Origin of the sequence: Serratia bockelmannii (genome assembly GCF_051803255.1) — a bacterium.
Lineage (GTDB): Bacteria > Pseudomonadota > Gammaproteobacteria > Enterobacterales > Enterobacteriaceae > Serratia > Serratia bockelmannii.
Window position 1 is genome coordinate 3,102,179 of sequence record NZ_CP196512.1, and the last position, 23,264, is coordinate 3,125,442.

21 protein-coding genes are annotated in these 23,264 nt (G+C 60.9%); all 21 read left to right on the forward strand.

Annotation, left to right across the window (positions count from 1 at the left end):
• Positions 1 to 12: 12 nt before the first annotated feature.
• Positions 13 to 1,215, forward strand: coding sequence for a DotU family type VI secretion system protein (locus ACSJLU_RS14850; protein ID WP_049272050.1), 1,203 nt, complete (start codon positions 13 to 15; stop codon positions 1,213 to 1,215).
• Positions 1,215 to 4,850 (forward strand): type VI secretion system membrane subunit TssM, encoded by a 3,636-nt coding sequence (gene tssM, locus ACSJLU_RS14855; RefSeq protein WP_197790857.1) that lies wholly within the window; start codon positions 1,215 to 1,217, stop codon positions 4,848 to 4,850. The genes ACSJLU_RS14850 and tssM overlap by 1 nt, the downstream gene beginning before the upstream one ends.
• Positions 4,851 to 4,868: 18 nt before the next feature.
• Positions 4,869 to 5,588 carry a type VI secretion system-associated protein TagF gene (gene tagF, locus ACSJLU_RS14860; protein ID WP_025303290.1) on the forward strand — a complete coding sequence of 240 codons (720 nt, stop codon included), beginning with the start codon at positions 4,869 to 4,871 and terminating at the stop codon, positions 5,586 to 5,588.
• Between the two features lie 23 nt (positions 5,589 to 5,611).
• Positions 5,612 to 6,643 (forward strand): type VI secretion system protein TssA, encoded by a 1,032-nt coding sequence (tssA, locus tag ACSJLU_RS14865; protein WP_049206021.1) that lies wholly within the window; start codon positions 5,612 to 5,614, stop codon positions 6,641 to 6,643.
• A 120-nt stretch (positions 6,644 to 6,763) separates the two neighbouring features.
• Positions 6,764 to 7,300: a type VI secretion system contractile sheath small subunit gene (gene tssB, locus ACSJLU_RS14870; protein WP_016927260.1), complete on the forward strand. Its 537-nt coding sequence runs from the start codon at positions 6,764 to 6,766 to the stop codon at positions 7,298 to 7,300.
• Positions 7,301 to 7,303: 3 nt separating this feature from the next.
• Positions 7,304 to 8,809, forward strand: coding sequence for a type VI secretion system contractile sheath large subunit (tssC, locus tag ACSJLU_RS14875; RefSeq protein ID WP_016927259.1), 1,506 nt, complete (start codon positions 7,304 to 7,306; stop codon positions 8,807 to 8,809).
• Between the two features lie 67 nt (positions 8,810 to 8,876).
• Positions 8,877 to 9,260 carry a Rap1a/Tai family immunity protein gene (locus tag ACSJLU_RS14880; RefSeq protein WP_025303292.1) on the forward strand — a complete coding sequence of 128 codons (384 nt, stop codon included), beginning with the start codon at positions 8,877 to 8,879 and terminating at the stop codon, positions 9,258 to 9,260.
• On the forward strand, positions 9,257 to 9,748 hold the full coding sequence (locus tag ACSJLU_RS14885) for a T6SS effector amidase Tae4 family protein (protein ID WP_025303293.1): 492 nt from the start codon (positions 9,257 to 9,259) through the stop codon (positions 9,746 to 9,748). The genes ACSJLU_RS14880 and ACSJLU_RS14885 overlap by 4 nt, the downstream gene beginning before the upstream one ends.
• 26 nt (positions 9,749 to 9,774) lie before the next feature.
• Complete coding sequence (locus ACSJLU_RS14890) at positions 9,775 to 10,203, forward strand: T6SS amidase immunity protein Tai4 family protein (protein ID WP_025303294.1); 429 nt, start codon at positions 9,775 to 9,777, stop codon at positions 10,201 to 10,203.
• 195 nt (positions 10,204 to 10,398) lie between these two features.
• Positions 10,399 to 10,881, forward strand: coding sequence for an Hcp family type VI secretion system effector (locus ACSJLU_RS14895; protein WP_004961372.1), 483 nt, complete (start codon positions 10,399 to 10,401; stop codon positions 10,879 to 10,881).
• Between the two features lie 51 nt (positions 10,882 to 10,932).
• Positions 10,933 to 11,412 (forward strand): type VI secretion system amidase effector protein Tae4, encoded by a 480-nt coding sequence (locus tag ACSJLU_RS14900; RefSeq protein ID WP_089180537.1) that lies wholly within the window; start codon positions 10,933 to 10,935, stop codon positions 11,410 to 11,412.
• A 20-nt stretch (positions 11,413 to 11,432) separates the two neighbouring features.
• On the forward strand, positions 11,433 to 11,771 hold the full coding sequence (locus tag ACSJLU_RS14905; RefSeq protein WP_227255705.1) for a T6SS amidase immunity protein Tai4 family protein: 339 nt from the start codon (positions 11,433 to 11,435) through the stop codon (positions 11,769 to 11,771).
• A 69-nt stretch (positions 11,772 to 11,840) separates the two neighbouring features.
• The gene (locus ACSJLU_RS14910; protein WP_227255704.1) at positions 11,841 to 12,176 is read left to right on the forward strand and encodes a T6SS amidase immunity protein Tai4 family protein; all 336 of its coding nucleotides are present in this window, start codon (positions 11,841 to 11,843) and stop codon (positions 12,174 to 12,176) included.
• 480 nt (positions 12,177 to 12,656) lie between these two features.
• Positions 12,657 to 14,387 carry a type VI secretion system-associated FHA domain protein TagH gene (gene tagH, locus ACSJLU_RS14915; RefSeq protein WP_380824888.1) on the forward strand — a complete coding sequence of 577 codons (1,731 nt, stop codon included), beginning with the start codon at positions 12,657 to 12,659 and terminating at the stop codon, positions 14,385 to 14,387.
• The gene (locus ACSJLU_RS14920) at positions 14,387 to 15,160 is read left to right on the forward strand and encodes a PP2C family protein-serine/threonine phosphatase (RefSeq protein WP_025303297.1); all 774 of its coding nucleotides are present in this window, start codon (positions 14,387 to 14,389) and stop codon (positions 15,158 to 15,160) included. Before tagH ends, ACSJLU_RS14920 begins: the two co-directional genes overlap by 1 nt.
• A 28-nt stretch (positions 15,161 to 15,188) precedes the next feature.
• Positions 15,189 to 16,175 (forward strand): type VI secretion system-associated protein, encoded by a 987-nt coding sequence (locus tag ACSJLU_RS14925; protein ID WP_380824883.1) that lies wholly within the window; start codon positions 15,189 to 15,191, stop codon positions 16,173 to 16,175.
• A gap of 15 nt (positions 16,176 to 16,190) precedes the next feature.
• Entirely contained in the window at positions 16,191 to 17,012 is an 822-nt protein-coding gene (locus ACSJLU_RS14930) for a type VI secretion system accessory protein TagJ (protein WP_275585104.1), read from the forward strand.
• Between the two features lie 2 nt (positions 17,013 to 17,014).
• Complete coding sequence (locus tag ACSJLU_RS14935; RefSeq protein ID WP_043138711.1) at positions 17,015 to 17,590, forward strand: type VI secretion system baseplate subunit TssE; 576 nt, start codon at positions 17,015 to 17,017, stop codon at positions 17,588 to 17,590.
• Positions 17,591 to 17,594: 4 nt separating this feature from the next.
• Positions 17,595 to 19,481, forward strand: a complete 1,887-nt coding sequence (gene tssF / locus ACSJLU_RS14940) for a type VI secretion system baseplate subunit TssF (RefSeq protein ID WP_025303301.1) — start codon at positions 17,595 to 17,597, stop codon at positions 19,479 to 19,481.
• Positions 19,478 to 20,548, forward strand: coding sequence for a type VI secretion system baseplate subunit TssG (tssG, locus tag ACSJLU_RS14945; protein ID WP_049206010.1), 1,071 nt, complete (start codon positions 19,478 to 19,480; stop codon positions 20,546 to 20,548). Before tssF ends, tssG begins: the two co-directional genes overlap by 4 nt.
• A gap of 56 nt (positions 20,549 to 20,604) precedes the next feature.
• Positions 20,605 to 23,259 carry a type VI secretion system ATPase TssH gene (gene tssH / locus ACSJLU_RS14950; RefSeq protein WP_380824879.1) on the forward strand — a complete coding sequence of 885 codons (2,655 nt, stop codon included), beginning with the start codon at positions 20,605 to 20,607 and terminating at the stop codon, positions 23,257 to 23,259.
• The last annotated feature ends 5 nt before the right edge of the window (positions 23,260 to 23,264 follow it).

Sequence of the window (23,264 nt, forward strand, 5' to 3'; positions counted from 1 at the left end):
CAGGAAAATAGCATGGCGCCGGCGGCCAACCCGCTGGTAGACGCCGCCAACCCGCTGCTGAACGCCATTTCGCAGATCCGCCAATCGGCCACGCACGCCAACCCGGCGCAGCTGCGCCAACAGCTGATTGACGAAATGCGCCGCTTCGAGATCCGCGGCCAACGCGCCAACCTGCCTTACGAGGTGATCATCGGCGCGCGTTATTGTCTGTGCACCGCGCTGGATGAAGCGGCGGCGCTGACCCCGTGGGGCAGCAACAGCGTGTGGTCCGGCAGCGGGCTGCTGGTGACTTTCCATAACGAAACCTGGGGCGGCGAGAAGTTTTTCCAGCTGCTGGCCAAGCTGTCGCAAAGCCCGCGCGAGCACATCAACCTGCTGGAACTGATCAATTATTGCCTGCTGTTGGGCTTTGAAGGCCGCTACCGGGTGATGGAAAACGGCCGCTCACAGCTGGAAACCATGAAGCAGCGCCTGCTGCAGCTGATCCGATCGGTGCGTGGCGGCTATGCCCCGCCGCTGTCGCCTCATGCGCTGGACCTGCCGGTACAGCAGAAACTGTGGCGCCCGCTGGTGCCGCTGTGGGCCTGCGTGGCGTTGACCGGCTTCCTGGCTTCGCTGCTGTTCATCGCCCTCAACTGGCGACTGGGCGACAACACCAGCCCGGTGCTGGCGGCGATTTACCAAACCAATCTGCCGCAGGTGGCGATCGGTAACCCGGCGCCGGCCGCGCCGCCGACGCTGAGCCTGAAAAGTTTCCTGCGTAAAGAGATCGCCGAGGGGTTGGTGGTGGTGCGCGACGAAGCGCAGCAAAGCGTGGTGATCCTCAAAGGTGACGGGCTGTTCGACTCTGCCGCCACCACGGTACGCGCCAACTATATTCCGGTCATCGACCGCATCGCCGCCGCCATGAACGGCGTCAGCGGCAAGATCCTGGTCACCGGCTACAGCGACAACGTGCCGATCCGCAGCGCCCGTTTCGCCTCCAACTGGGAGCTGTCGCTGGCGCGCGCCGAAGCGGTCAGCGCCCGCTTGCAAAAACACCTCGCCAACCCGCAGCGGGTCAAGGCCGAGGGCCGCGGCGAGAGCAACCCCGTCGCGCCGAACGATAACAAAGTGAACCGCGCGTTGAACCGCCGGGTAGAAATTACGCTGTTGGTCGCCCCTGAAAACACCCAGGCGGAAATCAACGGCTTGCCGCAAGGAACCGGAAAGTAATGCTCAGTACGTTATTCTCCATCATCACCAGCCGCCTGCTGTGGGGCTTTGTCGGCATCACCGCGCTGGCGTTCATCATCTGGACGATCGGCCCGCTGGTGGCCATCGGCGACTATCGCCCGCTGGAGCCGGAACTCAACCGCCAGATCGCCATCGGCGTGATTTACCTGATCTGGTTCCTGTGCCGCCTGATCCCGCGCCTCTACAGTGCCTGGTTCAACAGCCGCCTGCTGAGCAATCTGCGCGCCGCCGAAGCGGTGCCGGCGGAAGACGGCAAGCCCGAGGTCAAACAAGACGATCAGTTGGCGCAGCGTTTCGACGAAGCGGCGCAGCTGCTGAAAAAGGCGCGCTTCGCACCGGGCCAGGGCGACGGTAAACATCGCTGGATGACCCGCTTCAGCCGTCAATATCTGTACCAGTTGCCGTGGTATGTGATCATCGGCGCGCCCGGCGCCGGCAAAACCACCGCGCTGGTCAACTCCGGCCTGCACTTCCCGCTGGCGGATCGCTTCGGCAAAGCCGCGCTGCGCGGCGTGGGCGGCACCCGCAACTGCGACTGGTGGTTTACCAACGACGCCGTGCTGCTCGACACCGCCGGCCGCTACACCACCCAGGAAAGCCAGCGCGAAGAAGACGCCGGTGAATGGCAAAGCTTCGTCGCGCTGCTGAAAAAATACCGCACCCGCCAGCCGATCAACGGCGTGATGGTGACCATCAGCGTCGCCGATCTGCTGAGCGACAGCGCCGAAGCACGCGCCGCCCAGGCCAGCGCGCTGCGCAAACGCCTGATTGAACTGCACGAACAGTTGGGCATTCACTTCCCGGTCTATGTGCTGGTGACCAAAACCGACCTGCTCAACGGCTTTATGGCCTACTTCGGCAGCTTCGATAAAGCGCAGCGCGACCAGATCTGGGGATTCACCTTCCCTTACGAGCGCTCACGGCAGCCGGACTTCAACCTGAACGCCGCCTTCGAACAACAATACGCCCTGCTGCAACAACGGCTGGATGCGGCGCTGCCGGATACGCTGCTGATGGAGCACGACGCGCGCCAACGCGCCGAAAGCTACCTGTTCCCGCAGGAGTTCGCCGCGCTGCGCCCGCTGCTCGGCCAATATCTGGAACAGGTGTTCGCCACCTCCAGTTTTGAAACCCGCTTTACCCCGCGCGGCATCTATTTCACCAGCGGCACGCAGGAAGGTCTGCCGTTTGACCGGGTGATGGGCGAACTGAACCGCTACCTGCAGCTGCCGACGGCCAACTCAGGGGTGCAGGCCAACGCGGCCTGGGACAGCGTGGGGCAGGAAACGCCGATCCCGGCAGCCAAAGGCCAGAGCTTCTTCCTGAAAGAGACGCTGGAATCGGTGGTCTTCCAGGAGTCCGGGCTGGCGGGCAGCAACCGCTGGTGGGAATACCGCAACCGCGCCCTGCACTGGGCAGGGTACATCGCGCTGGCGGTGATCCTGGCGGTGCTGGCGATGTTGTGGTTCACCAGCTACGGCAACAACAAGGCCTATCTGGCGGAAGTGGCCGCCAAGGTGCCCGGCGTCGAGCGACAGGGACAAAGCCTGACCCCGTTGGGCAACGGCGACATGTTCTCGCTGCTGCCGTTCCTCAACAGCCTGCTGCATCTGCCGGACAGCCAGAACTTTTCGCTGGACGATCCGCCGTTCACCTACCGCATGGGGCTGTTCCGCGGCGATCAGGTGGGCGACGCCGGCAATGCGTTGTACCAAAAAGCGCTGAAAGAGCTGCTGCTGCCGCAGGTGGCGCAACAGATCGCCACCACGCTGCGCAACGACAACCACGGCGACGCGGACTTCAGCTACGAAGCGCTGAAGGCCTATCAGATGCTGTATCTGCCAAAGCAGTACGACGGTAAATTCCTGCGCGCCTGGGTGATGCTCAACCTGCAACGCAACCTGCCGCAGGGCAGCACGCAGAAACAGCTGCAGCAGATCGAATGGCACCTCAGCCAACTGCTGGATGCGCAGATCCAGGCCTCGCCTTACGCCAAAGACGAACAGCTGGTGGCGCAGGCGCAGGCCGCACTCAATCGGGCGCCGCTGTCGCAGCGCGTCTATGGCCGCCTCAAGCGCCTGCTGCTGAAACAGACCGACATCAAGCCGGTCAGCCTGGTCGATTTGGCCGGCCCGCAGACCGAACTGGCGTTCAGCCGCAAAAGCGGCAAACCGGTCACCGACGGCGTACCGGGCCTGTTCACCTCACAAGGGTACTGGAAAGCGTTCAACGACAACATCGACCCGGTGACCGACACCTTGCGCAAGGAAGACGTCTGGGTGTTGAACAGCCAGACGCCGGAGCAGAAAAGCGCCGATCTGACCAAGACCATCCGCCAGCTGTACATGCAAGATTTCATCAGCGCCTGGGATGAGCTGCTGGGGGATATCCAACTGGCCAACATCGGCAACCTGACCCAGCGCATCAGCAGCGCGCGCCTGCTGTCCGGCAACCCGTCGCCAATGCGCAATCTGCTGGTCAACGTCAGCAAAAACGTCACCCTGCGCGACGAAAAAAACGACGCCGATTCGCGCTCGCTGCTGGCAAAAACCGAAGATAAGCTGAACCAAAATGCCAACCGCACGCTGGAAGCGCTGTTCACCAACCGACCGGCCAACGCCGACGGTGACGTGTCGGCCCAGCCGGAACAGCTGGTGATGGCGCACTTCGCGCCGCTGCTGGAGCTGGCGCAAAGCCAGGGCGAAGGCAATAAGGCGATCCCTTTCGACAGCGTGCTGAAACAGGTCGATGAACTGTACAGTTACCTGACGGCGGTGCAGGGCGCGGCCAACAGCGGCATGTCGGCGCCGCCGAGCGACATTATCCCGCGTCTGCAGGCCGAATCCGGCCGCTTGCCGGTGCCGTTCAAACAGATGCTGCTGTCGCTGGCGATCGGCGCCAGCAGCGATACCCAGCGCAAAGAGATGGAGAACGTGAAAAAGCGCATCAGCTTCGAGGTCGGTAGCTTCTGCCGCCAGGCGATCGCCGGCCGTTATCCGCTGGTGGCCCGGGCGCGGCAGGAAGTGACGCCGGACGATCTGGCGCGCATGTTCGCGCCGAACAGCGGGCTGATGGACAGCTTCTTCCGCGACAATCTGCAGGGCAAGGTCGATACCACCCGCGCCAACTGGCGTTTCACGCCCGGCGTGGACGGCAAGACGCTGCCCGGCGGCGAAGGCATCCTGCGGTCGTTCCAGCAGGCGCAGCGCATCCGCGACGCCTTTTTCGCCAACGGCACGGCGACGCCCTCCTACCGCGTGACCGTGCGGCCGGTGCGGATGGATAACGACATCCTCAACCTGACGCTGGATATCGACGGGCAGCTGTTCAAATACAGCCACGGCCCACAGGTACCGCTGGTGGTCAGTTGGCCGGGCACCCGCAATACCAACCAGGTGCATCTGCAGCTGGCGCTGGCCAACGGCACCACCGCCAGCCTGGTGACCAGCGGACCATGGGCGCTGAATCGCCTGGTCGACATGGCGCAATCGTCGGGCACCGGCGGCCTCGGCCGCCAGGCGACGTTCAATCTCGACGGCCACCGCGTCACGCTGGAGTTCACGCCCAACAGCATCCGCAATCCGTTCCAACTGCCGGCCTTCTCGTGCCCGTAGCCCCGAAAGGACATGACCATGAGCACTGATTCAAGCGCCCCGACGAGCATCGGCTGGTACGGCAAACTTCCTTCCGCCGGTGACTTCCTGCAACGCCGTTTGCCTGACCCGGTGGTCAACAACTGGGCCCACTGGTTCCATAACGGGCTGGTGAATTTACAGCGCGATGCACAGGGGCCGAACGGCCACCCGTTCAGCAACGCACCGGTGTGGAACTTCGTGATCCCCGCCACGCTCGGCAGCCCGTACGTGCAGATGGGTTGCCTGTTGCCGGCGCGCGATCGCGTCGGGCGGCGCTACCCCATCTGCGCACTGCGCCTGTTCAGCCTGCAAGAATGGCGCCCGCAACAGCTGAACATGGCGGCGAGCTGGTATCAACAGCTCGGCCATACCCTGCTGAACGGCGTGCGCAACGGTTTCTCCGCCGAGCAGATCGACCGCACGTTGCAGGCGATCCCGGCGCTGCCCAGCCCACCGGCGGAAGCGGATTCCGAGATATTGTCGATTATCGGTTTCCAGCATCCGGACGTACCGGGCCTCGGCTGGCAACAGGCCGCCGACTGCTTCGATCCGGCGCAGTACACCAGCTTCTGGTGGACCAATCAGGCCGACGGACATCCGCTCTACACCCACGTGCACAGCGGCAACCTCACCGTGCAGCTGTTTTCACTGCTGTTCGAACCCAACGGCTGGGCGCGCCCCGGCCGCGGCGGCCAGTACCCGCAAATGTTTGATTAACATCGTTCGTTGAAGGAAATTCTATGGCTATCGATACCGATACCCTGCTGGCCCCGGTTGACGCGGACAATCCCTGCGGCGACAACCTGGAATACGACGCCGACTTTCTGGCGATGGAACAAGCCGCCACCGGCAAGGCCGAACAACAGTTCGGCAGCACCATCATTCCGGAAGAAGCGCCGGATTGGGTGCAGGTCGAGCGCCTCGCGACCTCGCTGCTAACGCGCACCAAAGACCTGCGCGTCATGCTGTATCTCACCCGCGCCTGGACCCAGCTGCGCGGGTTGCCGGGCTACGCCGACGGGCTGACGCTGGTCCACCAGTCGATGACCCGTTACTGGAACACCCTGCAGCCGCCGCTGGAGTTCGATGGAGAAGCCGATCCGCTGTTTCGCATCAACGCGCTGGCCGACCTTGGCGACAAAGCGGCGCTGGCCGCCAGCGTACGCGCCGCGCCGCTGCTGAAAAGCGCCGCCGGAGAAATCTCGCTGCGCGATGCCGGTGCCCTGCTCGACGGCAGCAAACAGGAGTGCCCCAACTTTCCCGGCGGCCGTGCGCGGCTGCAGGATGAACTGGCGCAGCAGGATCGCCCCGAAGGCGCCCTGGTGACGCGCATCGCCAACACCCTGAGCGCCATTCGCAGCGAAGTGACCCGCCATCTGGGGGAAAGCGCGCTGCCGGAAATGAGCGCGCTGACCAAGGTGTTTTCTCTGGTGGCGCTCGCCGGCCAGAGCGATGCCCCGGCCGCCGACGAACCAGACGCGACGCCTGAAGCGGCTGCCATGCAGCAACCGGCCGCCGTACAGAGCGCCACCGCTCCACTCAACTGGCGCAGCGCGCAGATCCAGTCGCGCGACGACGCCCAGTTGATGCTGGACAAGGTGAAAAACTATTTTCGTCTTCATGAGCCGAGCCACCCGGCGCCACTGATGATCGATCGAGTCCAGCGACTGATTACGCTGGACTTTATGCAAATCGTCCGCGATTTGGCGCCCGATGGGCTTAACCAACTGGAGACCATTCTCGGTCGCCCCGACAACGAGGAGAACAGCTAGCCGCCGACCTTTGTTCTCTTGACGCATCCGATACCGTCTGCCCTGCGCAGACCCGAATCAGAACCTGACTCTCCCAGCCGGACGAGGCGCGTTCCCAATCGCCATTAGATGGAGTAAATCATGTCAAACTCGAAATCCCGCAGCGGGCAGAAATTCATCGCCCGCAACCGCGCGCCGCGCGTACAGATTGAATACGATGTCGAAATTTATGGCGCAGAGCGCAAAATCCAGCTGCCGTTCGTGATGGGCGTGATGGCGGATCTGGTGGGGAAAGCGGTCGACCCGCAAGCCAGCGTGGAAGAGCGCAAATTCATGGAAATCGACGTCGACAACTTCGACGAGCGTATGAAATCGCTGAAGCCGCGCGTCGCTTACCAGGTCGACAACACCCTGACCGGCGAAGGCAAGCTGAACATCGATCTGACCTTCGAAAGCATGGAAGACTTCTCCCCCGCCGCTATCGCCCGCAAGGTCGACGCGCTGGACAATCTGCTGGACGCCCGCACCCAGCTTTCCAACCTGCTGTCCTACATGGACGGCAAGAACGGCGCCGAAGAGCTGATCTCCAAGATCCTGCAAAACCCGGCGCTGCTGCAATCTCTGACCGACGCGCCGAAGCCGGCGGTTAACGACGACAACAACGAGCGTGAGGATTAATCGATGAGCAACTCGCCTCAGCAACAGAATGCGTTGCAAACCACCGAGACTTTTTCCAGCGATGAATTCAGCGCGCTGCTGAACAAAGAGTTCCGGCCGAAGACCGATCAGGCCAAAGAAGCGGTCGAGAACGCGGTGAAAACCCTGGCGCAGCAGGCGCTGGAAAACACCGTCACCGTTTCTTCCGACGCCTATCGCACCATCCAGGCGCTGATCGCGGAAATCGACGAAAAGCTGTCGCAGCAGATCAACCAGATCATTCACCACGACGACTTCCAGAAGCTGGAAGGCGCCTGGCACGGCCTGCATTATCTGGTCAACAACTCCGAAACCGACGAGATGCTGAAGATCCGCTTCATGAGCATTTCCAAGCAGGAGCTGGGCCGCACGCTGAAGCGCTATAAAGGCGTGGGTTGGGACCAGAGCCCGATCTTCAAGAAAGTCTACGAAGAAGAGTATGGCCAGTTCGGCGGCGAACCGTTCGGCTGCCTGGTGGGCGACTACTACTTCGATCACAGCCCGCAGGACGTGGAGCTGCTGGGCGAAATGGCCAAGATCGGCGCCGCCTCGCACTGCCCGTTCATCGCCGGCACCGCGCCGAGCGTGATGCAGATGGAGTCCTGGCAGGAGCTCTCCAACCCGCGCGATCTGACCAAGATTTTCCAGAACACCGAGTACGCCGCCTGGCGCAGCCTGCGCGAATCGGAAGACGCACGCTACCTGGGGCTGGTGATGCCGCGCTTCCTGGCGCGCCTGCCGTATGGCATCCGCACCAACCCGGTAGACGAGTTTGACTTCGAAGAAGACACCGACGGCGCGACCCACGGCAATTACACCTGGACCAACGCCGCCTACGCCATGGCCGCCAACATCAACCGTTCGTTCAAAGAGTTCGGCTGGTGCACCGCCATTCGCGGGGTGGAATCCGGCGGTGCGGTGGAAAACCTGCCGTGCCACACCTTCCCGAGCGACGACGGCGGCGTGGACATGAAGTGCCCGACCGAGATCGCCATCAGCGACCGCCGTGAAGCCGAGCTGGCCAAAAACGGCTTTATGCCGCTGGTGCACCGCAAAAACTCCGACTTCGCCGCCTTTATCGGCGCGCAGTCGCTGCAGAAGCCGGCGGAATACTACGACGCCGACGCCTCCGCCAACGCCCAGCTTTCCGCGCGCCTGCCGTACCTGTTCGCCTGCTGCCGCTTCGCGCACTATCTGAAGTGCATCGTGCGCGACAAAATTGGCTCCTTCCGCGAGCGCGATGACATGGAACGCTGGCTGAACGACTGGATCATGAACTACGTGGACGGCGATCCGGCCAACTCCTCGCAGGAAACCAAGTCGCGCAAACCGCTGGCCGCGGCGGAAGTGCAGGTGGAAGAGATCGAAGACAACCCGGGCTATTACAGCGCCAAGTTCTTCCTGCGCCCGCACTACCAGCTGGAAGGCCTGACCGTCTCCCTGCGCCTGGTGTCGAAGCTGCCTTCGCTGAAACAAAACGACGCGTCCTGATGGGCTGAAGTCAGGCCGCGGTAGTGCGGCCTGGCTGATACATTAACCTCATCACAGGGAAAGAAAGATGAAGACAAAACGGTTTTATCTGGCATCGCTGTTGGCAGTCGTCTGCTCGCTCTCCGCCGCGCCGCCAGCTTTCGCAGAGCAGACATCGATAGCGCATTTGACGTCCGATGATGTCAATCTGCCAGGCAGCGACTTTTTCCGTTTCTATCGCAGTGCAGATAAACAGGAAAAAGAGAAAGCGCGGATTTATTTGCTGGGCGTGCTGGACGCGACGGAAGGAAAAAGCTGGTGCCAATACAGCCAGCTACAAACCGTCACTCTGCAGGAGTTTGTGTTCGAATTCTTTAATAAACTTCCCGCTGCGCGCCTGCACGAAAGGGCTGCCCCCCTGATTGAAGAGGCTCTGGCGACTCGCTTCCCCTGCAAAGGAGGCAAAGCATGAAACCTTTATATCGTCAGCTAAAAAGCAGCCATTACTCCTCTGATTACTCTAGCCCGGGATATTTGGCAGCAGAAGCCGTTTACGCTGAGATTGGCTATGAGCTTGATACGCTTCTAAAGCAAAATCCTGGTTATGCCAATACCTGTGCCGTCCGCATGAGCCTGGCGCTGTTGAAAACCGGTATCAGCTTCAAAGGCCGCCTGCCAATCAAGAAAGGCGCCTATAAGGGTAAAACGATTGAACCGGGAGCCAAATTGCTGGCCGATCAGTTGCATCGCTCCAGTAGTTTTGGCAAAGCCAAAATTTTCTTTAATGCTCCAGATGCAGAGAAAGGTATTGGCAATAAAAAAGGAGTCGTGTTCTTCAATAAGATCACCAACTATGATGGCGGACACATTGATCTTATCGAACCAGAAAACTCGCTATTAACCTGCCATTCCCATTGCTATTTTAACTGCAAAGAGGTCTGGTTTTGGGAGTTGAGCTAGTGTTCCATCGGCTTATCAGTAAATGCATGAGGTTTGGTTTAACTGCATGCTTGCTTATCACCTCATTAAGGCTGCAAGCAGCGCCGATTCAGGATCCGGTGGCATTTATCAAACAGATGCCTTATCACCAGGTCGTAAAAGAACTGGCATTGTCACGCTGCCTGGCACAGGTCTCCGATTCGGATAAAGCATTCTCTCTTGATGCAGCCAGAACGGCGAATGCGATGAGAGAATGGATGCCATTCGATATCGAATCAGGTGATGAGAAAATCAATGTTCTCATCGACAAATATAAATCCAGAATCAATGAGTTTCACAGCGAAACTAAAGACAAGAGTCAAGGTGTCACCCTAAACTGCCTGCGGTTGTACCATAGCCCTGAATTGGACAAGCTTTCTCGACAGCTCATAGCAGGCAACCCAGATCGCACGTGGAATCAAGATAACGCGAAATAATTAAGCATTGAGCCATTAGCACTTAATAGTGGCTCGGTAACCCGTACCGATAGTTTTCGGTATTTAAGAAGGTGCATGGCACAAGGATATAAATTGGTAATGCATTACCACACTTGCAATTCCTGCTGCTATTACCTGAGTTTTTCAACGTAACGTTAATACTACTGTTAACCCTTAATAAAGAGTGAAGAAACTATGGCTATTGATATGTTCCTGAAAGTTGAAGGTGCCAGCGGCGAATCTAAAGATTCGAATCACAAAGGCTGGACCGACATCACTTCTTTCTCCTGGGGCGCTTCTCAACCGGGCAATATGGGCGTTGGCGGCGGCGGTGGCGCCGGCAAAGTGTGCTTCAACGATCTGCACGTTAACGCGCTGGTCGACAAGTCAACCCCGGCGCTGCTGAAGCACTGCTCCAGCGGTAAGCACCTGACCAAGGTTGAGTTGTCTGTCTGCAAGGCGGGCGGTACTCAGGTTGAGTACGTTAAAATCACCCTGGACGACGTGCTGGTCACCGCCGTGCAGTACACCGGCGCAGGCGGCGAAGACACCGTGGGCGTCACCTACTCCTTCCAGGCGGCGAAAGTGAAACAGCAATACTGGGAGCAGAGCGACAAAGGCGGCAAAGGCGCCGAAAGCAGCGCAGGTTGGAACATCAAGGAAAACCGCGAAGCTTAATCTTCCCACACAGATGCCCCGACTTAGGGGCATCTATCAACAGAGGACGTTATAATGAGTCGCCCTTCATTCCAACAAGCGTGGCAACGATTTAGCGAAATCAACGTAGATATTACTGACGTTGGCAAAAAGATAGGTGGAAATGTAGGTCTTAACATTGAGCTTGGCGTCAATGACCCATTGCAAGGATTCACCAATGCCTGCGCAATACGCATGAGTTACACGCTCAATTATTCTGGTTTTAAAGTTGAACGAGGAGCATGGAAGACCGTTTCAGGCAAAGATAAAAATTGGTACATTTATCGCGTCAGAGATATTATTAACTTTTTGAATTATAAGTTCGGCAAACCTGATAAAACGATTAAAAACCCTACCCCTAGTGATTTTTCAAAAGACAAAGGGATATTGGTTTTCACTGTTCCAGGATGGAATGATGCCAGCGGACACGCAACATTATGGAACGGTACAACCTGCTCAGATCATTGTTACTTTCCAAAATCCAGCGAGGCATCTATATGGTTACTAAAATAAAATCCCTGTGTGTTGCAAGCATGATATTTTTGGGATGTATTCAATCGGCTCAAGCCAAAGAAACCTATACCCCCGAAGAGTACCTCAAAAACTACGCGCTTAGCGTTTGCATCGCCGAGGGGTACTCAGCAAAAGAAGTCAAAAACGATGCCGCCGCCGCCGCTCGGGGTTACACGGAATTCGGCGATTATTCTCTGGAAGCGCATACCGCCGTCAGGGCGCTGGCAAAAGAATTTCTGGCAAAGCCCTATGACAGTATGTCAGGGGAGCCGATGACGATGGCCAAGTGCATCGATCTTGTACACAGCCAAGAGCTGCAAGCCATCATCAAGAAATACCAAGGAAAAGACGACAACTGATATCAGAGTTGCTCAAACGACGGCTCATATCAAAGGTTATCTCGGATGAGAAGATACACGTACTTTTTAATGTCTCTGCTGCTCGGAAGCCATGTAGTCCTTGCTGAAAACTCGCTCAATGCTTTATCGCAAGAGGCACTTTATAAAAATTGGTTAACCAGCCGCTGCATTGGGAAGTCCACTGACTCAGAAAGAACCAAGCAAGACGCCTTCCGTTCCGCTTCCGCCTATTTAGAATTGAGTAAACTGCCGATGGATGCATTTGAACAAGGTGAAAAACTGGCTGAACAGTACGCAAATAAAAATAGCCAAGGCTCAGTTCAAGGGACTTACCATACTTTAGATTGTCTTTCACTGCAGAACGCCAGTGAAGCTGAAACCATTTTTGAACGTTACTCTAAGTAATAGTCAGGATTGTTGAATCCAATTTCATAAAGTTATCAACTCAAGAGAATTAAAACTTATTGATTATTAACATGACTCCAGACGTCACGCTATCAACTTACTCATATGGATTCTTACCTTCCTATTTTTCATTGTCACTCATAACTTTAGTGGCATTATATTACTTAAAAAAATTATCGGCTCGCAAACACAATTATCCATTTTTTGTTTTCAACTGTCTCATTGTAGTTGTCATGGGCGTCATACAGCTCTCAATTTTTGCATACGGGAATGATTTTCTTAATCTCTTCTACCCACTAGGCAACGATGACTATGACTCTATACACTATGGCAGTTTGATATTCACCTTTATCTACTTAACTCAACTACCAAAAAACACCTATTACAAAAAAGAACAGAATAGAAGTTAGCCATCAGATTAGATGACTAAATCAACATACGCCCAAAGCAGTCTAAAATCCCCATCAGCAGGAATGCCTTATGCGATTTTCCATTGTAAAAAATAAAAGCGGCCAGGTTCCGCCGCAGAGCAGTTGCGATTTTCTGCCGCCGGGCGGCACCATCGGCCGCAGCGTGGACAACAACCTGGTGCTGCCGGACGAAGAGCGCGCCATTTCCCGCCTGCAGGCGATCGTGCACATTTCCGCTGACGGCGAATGCCGCATCACCAATCGCGGCAACGTTACCCGCGTGCTGCTGAACGACATTCCGCTGGAACGTGGCCGCCAGGTTGAACTGCAGGACGGCGACGTGCTCGGCATCGACGATTACCAGATTGAAGTCAGCGCGCTGCAACAGCACGCCGCGCCGCAGGCTCAACCGGTGGCCAAGGCCGTTGCCGCGGCTGCGGCCCCCGCAGCCGCCGCCAAAGAAAAATCCGCCGCGCCGATCCCCAACGAAATCTGGGACAGCCTGGTGGAAGAATTTACGCCGAACGCGCCGGCCGCCGTCACGCCGCCGCCAGTCGCCAATCCAGACAGCCATCCACTGCTGGAGACCCCCGCTCGCGAGCTGAACCCGGCCGATCCGCTGGCGCAGCTGGCGGGCGAGGTCGATCTGCGCCAGCTGCAGCAGCAACAAACCGATCCGGCGGCGCTGTTCAACACCGACACCACCTTTGAGCGCGAACACATTCTGGCCGACACCACCCCCAGCGCGCTGCTGGCGGAGCAGGCTGCGCCACCGCGCCCGGCTCCCCCCGTCCAGAATGCGCAGCAACCGGAACAAGAGCTGGATCCACTGGCGCTGTTCGGCGGTTCATCCGCGCCCGCTTCGCCAGAGACGTTAAACAGCAACGATCCGCTGGGGCTGCTGATGGGCGGCGCCGTGCCGCTGGCCCAGCCGGAGGAGCCGGTACAGCCGCCCGCACCGCCGTCACCGGCTCCGGTCGCCGCACAACCGGCGGCGCTGCGCCCACAGCCGACGCCGCCGCCCGTGCAGACGCCTGAGCCACAGCCCCAACCTGCGCCGCAGTTCAGCCAGCAGGAACCGCCTGCACAGCCGCCGCGCCCGCGCCAGGGCAACCGCCTGGGCATCGATCCAGTTGCCTACCAGTCTGCCCAGCGGCAGCACGCCGCCGCGCCAAGTGGCGACGCATTGGAAGGGCCGTTGCTGGCGGCGCTGCTGCAAGGCATCGGTCTCGACGATCTGCAACCGCAGCCGCACTTTGACGAACAACAGATCCGCCAGGCCGGTCGCCTGTTGAGCCTGTTCTCGCAAGGCACCGTCGCCCTGCTCTCATCCCGCTCGATCCTCAAGCGCGGCGTGAAGGCCGAGATGACCATGATCCTCGACGAAGCCAACAACCCGTTCAAGCTGCTGCCTTCGGGAAAAACGGTGCTGATGCAGATGTTCGGCAGCCAGATGCCGGGCTTTATGCCGCCGGAGCAGGCGGTGCGCGACGCGCTGATCGACCTGCAGGCGCACCAGCTGGGGATGATCGCCGGTATTCGCGCCATCATCGCCGCCATGCTGCAGTCGTTTAACCCGGAGCGTCTCGAAGAAGAAGCGCGCAAGGAAGGCGTGGCGCCGCGTCTGTCGCTGCCCGCCAACCGCAAGGCCGCGCTGTGGGACTACTTCGTAAAGAACTATCAGCAAACCTCCGGCGAAATCGAGGACGATTTCCACACCCTGTTCGGCGAAGCCTTCCTGCACGCCTATGACGTTGAAGTGAATCAATACAAAGACTCACAGACCAAACCGGACGCGTAATGAATATCACCATAGCCTCTACCTCCAACCAGGGCGGCCGCGCCTCCAACCAGGATCAGACCGGCGAGGTGCTCGGCAACCGCGCCGCCTGCTTCGTGGTGTGCGACGGCATCGCCGGTTTTCCGGGCGGCGATATCGCCGCCAAACTGGCACGCGACACCATTTTGCAAAACTTCGACGGCGAAAAGCACCTGAACGCCCAGAGCATTCGTCAGCACATCACCAGCGCCAACGCCGCCATCCACCAGCAGCAGCGGCAGTCGGACGAATACAGCAAGATGGGCACCACGCTGGTCAGTCTGTTTATCGATCGCGATTACCAGCTGGCCTACTGGGCGCACGCCGGCGACAGCCGCCTGTACCTGTTCCGCCGCGGCTACCTGCATACCGTCACCACCGACCACAGCCTGATCCAACAGATGCAGGACGCCGGCTACCAGACCAACGGCATCAACAGCAACCTGCTGTATTTCGCGCTGGGACTCAACGAAGAGCGCGACGCCACCTACAGCGACGTGCTGCAGCTGGAAGACGGCGACGTTTTCCTGCTGTGCACCGACGGCTTCTGGCACAGCTTCAGCCAGGCCGAACTGGAACAGTCGCTGCATATGGTCAACTCCCCCAGCGAGTGGATCGCCCTGATGCAGCAGGCATGGAAGAAAAACAATAACAGCGATAACTACAGCGCTATCGCCGTCTGGATTGGCTCACCGCAGGAAACCACCCTGCTGCATTCGCTGGCGGATGCGGAGCGGTTTCTGAGCCGCGACTGAGCAGCGCACATTCACAGCAAGGTTCACTATGAAATATTGGATGCCGGGGCTCGTCGCCCTGATGGCGGTGCCGACCGCGCAGGCGATGAACTATCGCCTGGTTTACTCCCCCAGCCAGAAGCTGGAAGTGTTTATCGATGACGTCAAAAACAGCAATCCGGCAAGCTGGTGCGGCAAGAGCATCCCGCTGCGCATCGTCTCGGCGCAAAGCCAGGATCCGGCGGTGCTGAACGACTTCCTGCCGCGCGTCGGCAATCTGTTGGAAAAGCAGTGCCCGAAAGCCGGCCACCTGCCCTGGACGCTGACCGACAAGCGCGGTGAGAAGCTGGCCAGCGGCGAAGCCGCCAAAGCGCGCGGCTGGAAACCGGTGGTCAAACAGGAGGCCGTCGAGCAGCCGGAAACCCCGCCGCAGCCGGCTATCCCTGCTGCAGTGGCCGTGACTTCTCCGCAGGCGGACACCGCGCCGCCTCAGCGTTTCAGCCTGCCGCAGGGCTGCCACTTCCGCACCTTCTGGGGTGACGAAGCCAACGGCGGCGCGCTATTCATTCCCGCTGGTGAGGCGCTGCGCTGCGGCGAGGACGGCTGGCTGCAGGGCAGCGGCACGGTCACGCTGCAACAGGGCGGCCAAACCCTCTCGCCGACGCTGTGGTTCCTGCAAGGTTACCCGCTGGCGAAGGTGAACGGCGGCGATCGCGCGCTGACCGTCGTCAGCGCCAACGCCCAACGGCTGGTTTTGGGCGGCAACCCGCAGGCGCCGGGCAGCTTCCTGCTGCTGAGCTTCGAACCGAAGCTGCACGCCTGGGCGTTCAACGGTGAAGCGATCGTTGAAATGCCGCGCGTCGATGCCGCCGACGAGAACAAGGTCAAACAGCGCGTACAGCAGGCGCAAACCGCCTGGCAGCCGCTGCTAAGCGCCCCCGCCCCGCTGACCTTCAAGCTGGTGGAAAAGCTGGCCGCAGACCGCGTCGATCCTGCCAGCGGCAGCTACCTGTCGGTTAACGGCGCCACTCACTGATTATAAGGAAAGCCTGTGAAATCATTAGCAAGCATGCTGCAAGGCCAGTCGATCGCCGCGGCCATCACCGCCGTCGAAAACGATATCAAGGCGAAACCGGCGGATGCCGACCTGCGCGCTGCGCTGGTGCAACTGCTGTGCCTGAGCGGCAACTGGACGCGCGCCAACGCGCAGCTGAAATCCTGGCAGGCGCTGAAACCGATCGCTCAACCGACCACGCTGCTGCTGATGCAGTCGGTCAACGCCGAGCTGCAACGCCAGGCGGTGTTTGCCGGCGCGGCCGCGCCGGCGCTGCTGCGGCAGGATCAGCCCTGGCTGCAACTGCTGGTGCAGGCGCTGCATCAGGATGCGCAAGGGGCGGCCGAACAGGCCCAGGCGCTGCGTGACGAAGCGCTGGAGGCCGCACCGGCCGGCGCCGGGCAGTTAACGCTGGCCGATGGGGACCAAGAGCGGCAGCTGAGTTTCGACTGGCTGACCGACGGTGACGGCCGCCTCGGGCCGGTATGCGAGCTGGCGCTGAACGGCGTTTACTACTGGCTGCCGTTCGCCGATATCGCCGCGATCCAGTTCCAGGCGCCGCAGAGCGCCATCGATCTGGTGTGGAGCCATGCACTGGTGCGCCTGACCGACGGCCGCGAACAGGTATGCCAACTGCCCGCCCGTTACCCGCTGGCCGAAGGCAGCGACGACGCGCTGCTGCTGGGCAAACGCACCGAATGGCAACCGCTGGGCGACGGCACCCACTATGCGGGGCTGGGCCTGAAGACCTGGCTCAGCGAAAGCGACGAATTCCCGCTGCACAGCCTGCGGCAGCTGAGCTTCGACGCGAGCGCCTGAACATGAACGATAAACGCCCACCCCACTACGACGGCGGCGATCTGCGCCGCCAGGGCTATCGCAATCGTCAGGACAGCGAGCGCCTGACTTCACGCGACAAAATGCAGCCGGTGCTGCTCGACATGCTGACCGACGACGAACCGCAGAAAAAACAGGAGGCGCAGGTGCGCAACCTGGTGTCGCACAGCGAGTTGCGCCGTCGGGTGCTGCGCGATTTGCAGTGGCTGTTCAACTGCGTCAACAGCGAATCCAATCTGGATCTCGGCGATTTTCCGCAGGTGCGGCGCTCCACGCTGAATTACGGCATCGCCTCGCTGGCGGGCAAGCGCATGTCGGACATCGAATGGCTCGACATTCAGCGCGCGCTGACCGATTCCATCCTCCATTTCGAACCGCGCATTCTGCCCGAAGGGCTGCAGGTGCGCTGCATCTCGGACACCGGTTCGCTGGAACTGCACAACGTGCTGTCGATCGAAATCAAGGGCCGCCTGTGGTGCGTGCCCTATCCGCTGGAGTTTCTGTTCCGTACCGACGTGGATCTGGAAAACGGCCACTTCGATCTGAAAGACATAGGGTAAGGCGATGGACAGTAAACTGTTAGACTATTACAACCGCGAGCTGGCCTATCTGCGTGAGATGGGCGCCGAGTTCGCCGAACAGTACCCGAAGGTCGCGGGCCGTCTTGGCATGCGCGGCATCGACGTGGCGGACCCTTATATCGAGCGCCTGATGGAAGGCTTCGCCTTCCTCACCTCGCGCGTGCAGCTGAAAATGGACGCCGAGTTCCCGCGCTTTTCTCAGCGCTTGCTGGAGATCATCTACCCCAACTACCTGTCGCCGACGCCGTCGATGGCGATCGCCGAGCTGCAGCCGGACAGCAGCAAAGGCGACATCAGCAACGGTTTCGTGGTGCCGCGCGGCACCATGATGGACAGCCAGACGCTGAAGAAAAGCGGCATCACCTGCAGTTACACCACGGCGCATGACGTCACGCTGCAGCCGGTGCGCATCGCCGGCGTCGAGCTGGGCGGCATTCCGGCCGATATTCCGCTGGCCTCGCTGGGGCTGCAGCACAGCGGCTGCGTCAGCGCGCTACGCATTCGGCTCGAGTGCTACGAAAGCGTGACGCTCAACAACCTGCAGCTGGACCAATTGATGTTTTACCTGGCCGGGCCGGACATGCAGGCGCAGCAGCTGCTGGAACTGCTGATGCAGCACAGCGTCGGGCTTGTCTGCCAAACGGTGGAGGCGCAACCGCAGCGGCGGGCGCTGGCGCTGGACGGGCTGCGGCAGGAGGGCTTCGCCGCCGAGCAGGCGCTGCTGCCCAACGACCTGCGCAACTTTGAAGGCTACCGGCTGCTGCAGGAGTATTTCGCCTTCCCGGCGCGCTTCCAGTTTTTCAGCGTCAACGGCCTGCGTCCGCTGCTGCAGAGCGTGCGCGAAGGGAAAAAGGCGCTGCGCCAGTTCGAGATCGTGGTGCTGCTGGATCGGCACGACGCCGCGCTGGAACGGGTGGTCGACGTTGCCCATTTGGCGCTGCACTGCACGCCGGTGATCAACCTGTTTCCGAAGATCGCCGAACGCATCGCGATCAACGAAAAAAACCACGAATACCATCTGGTGGTCGACAATATCCGGCCGCTGGATTACGAAGTGTTCTCGGTGCAGCGGCTCGGCGGCAGCGCCAGCGAAAAACGCTACGAGCAAGAGTTTCGGCCGTTTTACAGCACCCTGAGCGCGGACGACGGCAACTATGGCGCCTACTTCTCGCTGCGGCGCGAACAGCGCACGCTCTCGGAGCACGCCCGCCGCTATGGCACCCGCACCGGCTATGCCGGTTCGGAAGTGTTCGTATCGCTGGTGGACGAACGGCAATCGCCGTGGCACAGCGATCTGAAATACCTCACCGCCGACGTGTTGTGCACCAGCCGCGACCTGCCGTTGATGTTGCTGCAGCAGGATCAGGGCAACTTCGTGATGCCCGATTCAATCCCGATCAAGCAGGTCTCGCTGCGCAAAGGCCCCACCCCGCCACGCCCGGCGCTGGCCGAAGGGATGATCACCTGGCGGTTGATCAGTCAGCTGCAGCTGAATTACCTCAGCATGATGGACGGCGATCCGGAACAGGGCGCCGCCAGCCTGCGCCAGTTGCTGGGGCTGTATGGCAACCTGAGCGAGCCGGCGATCGCCAAACAGATCCAGGGCGTGCGCCACTGCAACCTGCGGCCGGTCTATCGGCGAGTGCCTGAACCCGGCCCCATCGTGTTCGCGCGCGGCATCGCCATCGATCTGACGGTCGATGAGCAGGCGTTCTCGGGCAACAGCCCTTACCTGCTCGGCAGCGTGCTGGAGCGCCTGTTCTCGCGCCTGGTGGCGATGAACACCTTCACCGAGATGACGCTCTCCAGCCAGCAACGCGGCGAAATCGCCTACTGGCAGGCGCGCATGGGCAAAAGGACGCTGATATGAACGCGGAGATGATCGCCACCGAATTGGCGCCGCCGCAGATCAACGCGCTGTATCGCCTGCCGGACGACTTTTGGCCGCGGCTGCGCAGCGCGCCTTACAAGCACGATCTGTTTCAGCTGCTGCGCCGCATCGACGCCCAGGGCGGCCAGCCCTACCTGCTGGGACGCGCGCCGCTGCCGCGCCACGAGATGCTGCGCCTGGGGCAGGAACCTTCGCTGTCGTTCGCACCCTCCACGCTGGCGCAGGTGACGCCGCGCGCCAACAGCCCGCTGCACGACGTTTCGATCTTCAGTTTCGGTCTGTTCGGCCCCAACGGGCCGCTGCCGCTGCACCTGACCGAATACGTGCGCGAACGGGTGTATCACCATCAGGACACCACCCTGCTGGCGTTCACCAATCTGTTCCATCACCGGCTGACGCTGCTGTTTTACCGCGCCTGGGCCGACGCGCAACCGACGGTATCGCTGGATCGCCCGGACAACCGGCGCTTCGACGAGTACCTGTCGAGCCTGATCGGCCTCGGCCAGCCGGCGCAGCAGGAACGCGACAGCATCAACGCCCACGCCAAACATTTTATGGCCGGTCATCTGATTCGCCACAGCCGCGATCCGGAAGGCCTGAGCAAGATTTTGCAGCAGTATTTCAAGGTGCCGGTGCGCATCGTCGAGAACGTGCCGCACTGGCTGCGGGTAGAACCGCGCGAGCAGGCGCGGCTCAAGGCCGGACGCGGCGCGCCACGGCTCGGCGAGTCGGCTTTTCTCGGCATCGCGGTGCGGGATATCCAGCACAAGTTCCGCATCGAGCTGGGGCCGATGCCGCAGCGGGACTATGACCGCTTTCTGCCCGGCGCCGATCTGTGCCGGCAACTGCGCGACTGGGTGCGCCAATACCTGGGCATCGAGTTCGTCTGGGAAGTGCGCCTGATCCTGGCGAAGGAACAGGCGCACGGCATCCAGCTCGGCGGCGCGCAGCGGTTGGGCCTGAGCAGTTGGCTGGCCGACCATCGGCGACAGCGCGATCTCGACGATCTGATCTTCAGCCCTGAACCGCTGGAAAACCCGTTCTGACCCTATTTCGGCCGGCGCCCTGCGGCGCCAGGCCACTCTGAGACCTGAGGAAAACCATGTCTGAAATCAGCCGCTCGGTATTATTTGGCAAACTGGATAGCCTGTTATTCACCTCTCTGGAAAGTGCGACGGCGTTTTGCAAGCTGCGCGGTAACCCCTACGTCGAACTGGCGCACTGGCTGCATCAGCTGATGCAATCGCCGGACGGCGATCTGCAGCAAATCGTTCGCCACTTCGCGCTGGACGAGGCGCAATTGGCGCGCGACATCGTCGAGGCGCTCGATCGCCTGCCGCGCGGCGCCAGCGCCATTTCCGATCTGTCCGAGCACATCGACAGCGCGGTAGAACGCGCCTGGGTCTATGGCTCATTGAAATTCGGCGCGGCGCGCATCCGCGGCGGCCACCTGCTGCTCGGTATCCTGAAAACCTACAGCCTGCGCCATCTGCTGAAGGCCATTTCCCCGCAGTTCGAGCGCATCAACGCCGATCTGTTGATGGATCAGTTCGCCGCCATCACCGCTCACTCGGCGGAAAACGCCCAGGATGCGCCGGCGGAAAGCGGCGCCGAGAACGTATCCGGCGCGCCGCGCAGCGGTGAAAGCGTGCTGGCGCAGTATGCCCAGGATCTGACCGCCAGAGCGCGCAACGGCGAGATCGACCCGGTGGCCGGCCGCGATGAGGAAATCCGGCAAATCATCGATATCCTGATGCGCCGCCGCCAGAACAACCCGCTGCTGACCGGCGAGGCGGGCGTCGGCAAAACCGCGGTGGTGGAAGGCCTGGCGCTGCGCATCGTGGCCGGCGACGTACCGCCGCAGCTGCGCGACGTGAAACTGTGCCTGTTGGACATTGGCATGCTGCAGGCCGGCGCCGGCGTCAAAGGCGAGTTTGAAAAACGGCTGCAGGCGGTGATCGACGAAGTGCAGTCCAGCCCGACGCCGATCATTCTGTTTATCGACGAAATTCACACCCTGATCGGCGCCGGCGGCGCCCAGGGCACCGGCGACGCCGCCAACCTGCTGAAACCGGCGCTGGCGCGCGGCCAGCTGCGCACTATCGGCGCCACCACCTGGTCGGAATACAAGAAATACATCGAGAAAGACCCGGCGCTCACCCGCCGTTTCCAGGTGGTGCAGGTGCACGAGCCAAGCGAAGACAAGGCGCTGCTGATGCTGCGCAGCACCGTCAGTCCGCTGGAACAACACCACCGCGTGCTGCTGCTGGATGAAGCGGTGGACGCCGCGGTGCGGCTGTCGCATCGCTATATTCCTGCCCGCCAGCTGCCGGACAAAGCGGTGGCGCTGTTGGATACCGCCTGCGCGCGCGTGGCGGTCAGCCAACACGCCGAGCCTGCCCAGGTCGAAGACTGCCGCCACCGCATCGATGCGCTGCAGATAGAGTTGGATATCGCCCGCCGCGAGGCCAAAGTCGGCATTGGCGATCCCCTGCGCCCGCAGGAAATTGAAACCCAACTGACCGCGCTGCGCCAGGCGCTGGAACAGCTGACCGACCGCTGGCAGCAGGAGCTGGCGCTGATCCAAGAGATCATCACGCTACGCGCCCAGTTGCACCAGCAGGAAGCGGAGCCTACCGGCGAAGAAACAGAGGCGGCCCCTGACGCCGACGCGCTGCGCGCCCAGCTGGGCGAACTTCAGCAGCAGCTGAGCGCGCTGCAGGGCGAAGCGCCGCTGATCTTCGCCGCCGTCGACGCCAACATCGTGGCGGCGGTAGTGGCCGACTGGACCGGCATCCCGCTGGGCCGCATGGTGAAAAACGAGATTGAGGCGGTGCTGCAGCTCTCCGACACCCTGAACCAGCGCGTGATCGGCCAACGCCATGCGCTGGATCTGATCGCCCGCCGGGTGCGCACTTCGCGGGCGCGGCTGGACGATCCGAACAAGCCGGTCGGGGTGTTCCTGCTGGCCGGGCCGTCCGGCGTCGGCAAGACCGAAACCGCGCTGGCGCTGGCGGAAACCCTGTACGGCGGCGAGCAGAACGTCATCACCATCAACATGAGCGAATTCCAGGAGTCGCACACCGTTTCGACGCTCAAAGGCGCGCCCCCCGGCTATGTCGGCTACGGCGAAGGCGGCGTGCTGACCGAGGCGGTGCGCCGCCGCCCTTACAGCGTGGTGCTGTTGGACGAAATCGAGAAGGCGCACCCGGACGTGCATGAGATCTTCTTCCAGGTGTTCGACAAGGGCTGGATGGAGGACGGCGAAGGCCGCCATATCGATTTCCGCAACACCATTATCATCCTGACCTCCAACGTCGGCGCCGATCTGATCGCCGGGCTGTGCAGCGATCCGGAGCTGCTGCCGGAGCCGGAGGCGCTGAGCGGCGCGCTGCGCCAGCCGCTGCTGTCGGTGTTCCCGGCCGCCTTGCTCGGCCGCCTGCTGGTGGTGCCGTATTACCCGCTGACCGACGCCACGCTGGGCAACATCGTGCGCCTGCAGCTGGGCCGCATCCAGCGTCGCCTGGCGGAGAATCACGACATCGTCTGCACCTTCGACGACGCGGTCATCGAGCAGATCGTCAGCCGCTGCACCGAGGTGGAGTCCGGCGGCCGCATGGTCGACGCCATCCTGACCAACACCCTGCTGCCACAGATCAGCCACACCCTGCTGACCGGCAGCGCCAACGACCAGCGCTATCGCCAGCTGCATATCGCGCTGCAGAACCACGAATTCATTTGTCAATTTCAGGCATAACGCCG

Coding starts and splice junctions, on each gene's coding strand:
- ACSJLU_RS14850 (WP_049272050.1), top strand. CDS start 13: ATGGCGCCGGCGGCCAACCCGCTGGTAGACGCCGCCAACCCGCTGCTG.
- tssM (WP_197790857.1), top strand. CDS start 1,215: ATGCTCAGTACGTTATTCTCCATCATCACCAGCCGCCTGCTGTGGGGC.
- tagF (WP_025303290.1), top strand. CDS start 4,869: ATGAGCACTGATTCAAGCGCCCCGACGAGCATCGGCTGGTACGGCAAA.
- tssA (WP_049206021.1), top strand. CDS start 5,612: ATGGCTATCGATACCGATACCCTGCTGGCCCCGGTTGACGCGGACAAT.
- tssB (WP_016927260.1), top strand. CDS start 6,764: ATGTCAAACTCGAAATCCCGCAGCGGGCAGAAATTCATCGCCCGCAAC.
- tssC (WP_016927259.1), top strand. CDS start 7,304: ATGAGCAACTCGCCTCAGCAACAGAATGCGTTGCAAACCACCGAGACT.
- ACSJLU_RS14880 (WP_025303292.1), top strand. CDS start 8,877: ATGAAGACAAAACGGTTTTATCTGGCATCGCTGTTGGCAGTCGTCTGC.
- ACSJLU_RS14885 (WP_025303293.1), top strand. CDS start 9,257: ATGAAACCTTTATATCGTCAGCTAAAAAGCAGCCATTACTCCTCTGAT.
- ACSJLU_RS14890 (WP_025303294.1), top strand. CDS start 9,775: ATGAGGTTTGGTTTAACTGCATGCTTGCTTATCACCTCATTAAGGCTG.
- ACSJLU_RS14895 (WP_004961372.1), top strand. CDS start 10,399: ATGGCTATTGATATGTTCCTGAAAGTTGAAGGTGCCAGCGGCGAATCT.
- ACSJLU_RS14905 (WP_227255705.1), top strand. CDS start 11,433: ATGATATTTTTGGGATGTATTCAATCGGCTCAAGCCAAAGAAACCTAT.
- ACSJLU_RS14910 (WP_227255704.1), top strand. CDS start 11,841: ATGTCTCTGCTGCTCGGAAGCCATGTAGTCCTTGCTGAAAACTCGCTC.
- tagH (WP_380824888.1), top strand. CDS start 12,657: ATGCGATTTTCCATTGTAAAAAATAAAAGCGGCCAGGTTCCGCCGCAG.
- ACSJLU_RS14920 (WP_025303297.1), top strand. CDS start 14,387: ATGAATATCACCATAGCCTCTACCTCCAACCAGGGCGGCCGCGCCTCC.
- ACSJLU_RS14925 (WP_380824883.1), top strand. CDS start 15,189: ATGAAATATTGGATGCCGGGGCTCGTCGCCCTGATGGCGGTGCCGACC.
- ACSJLU_RS14935 (WP_043138711.1), top strand. CDS start 17,015: ATGAACGATAAACGCCCACCCCACTACGACGGCGGCGATCTGCGCCGC.
- tssF (WP_025303301.1), top strand. CDS start 17,595: ATGGACAGTAAACTGTTAGACTATTACAACCGCGAGCTGGCCTATCTG.
- tssG (WP_049206010.1), top strand. CDS start 19,478: ATGAACGCGGAGATGATCGCCACCGAATTGGCGCCGCCGCAGATCAAC.
- tssH (WP_380824879.1), top strand. CDS start 20,605: ATGTCTGAAATCAGCCGCTCGGTATTATTTGGCAAACTGGATAGCCTG.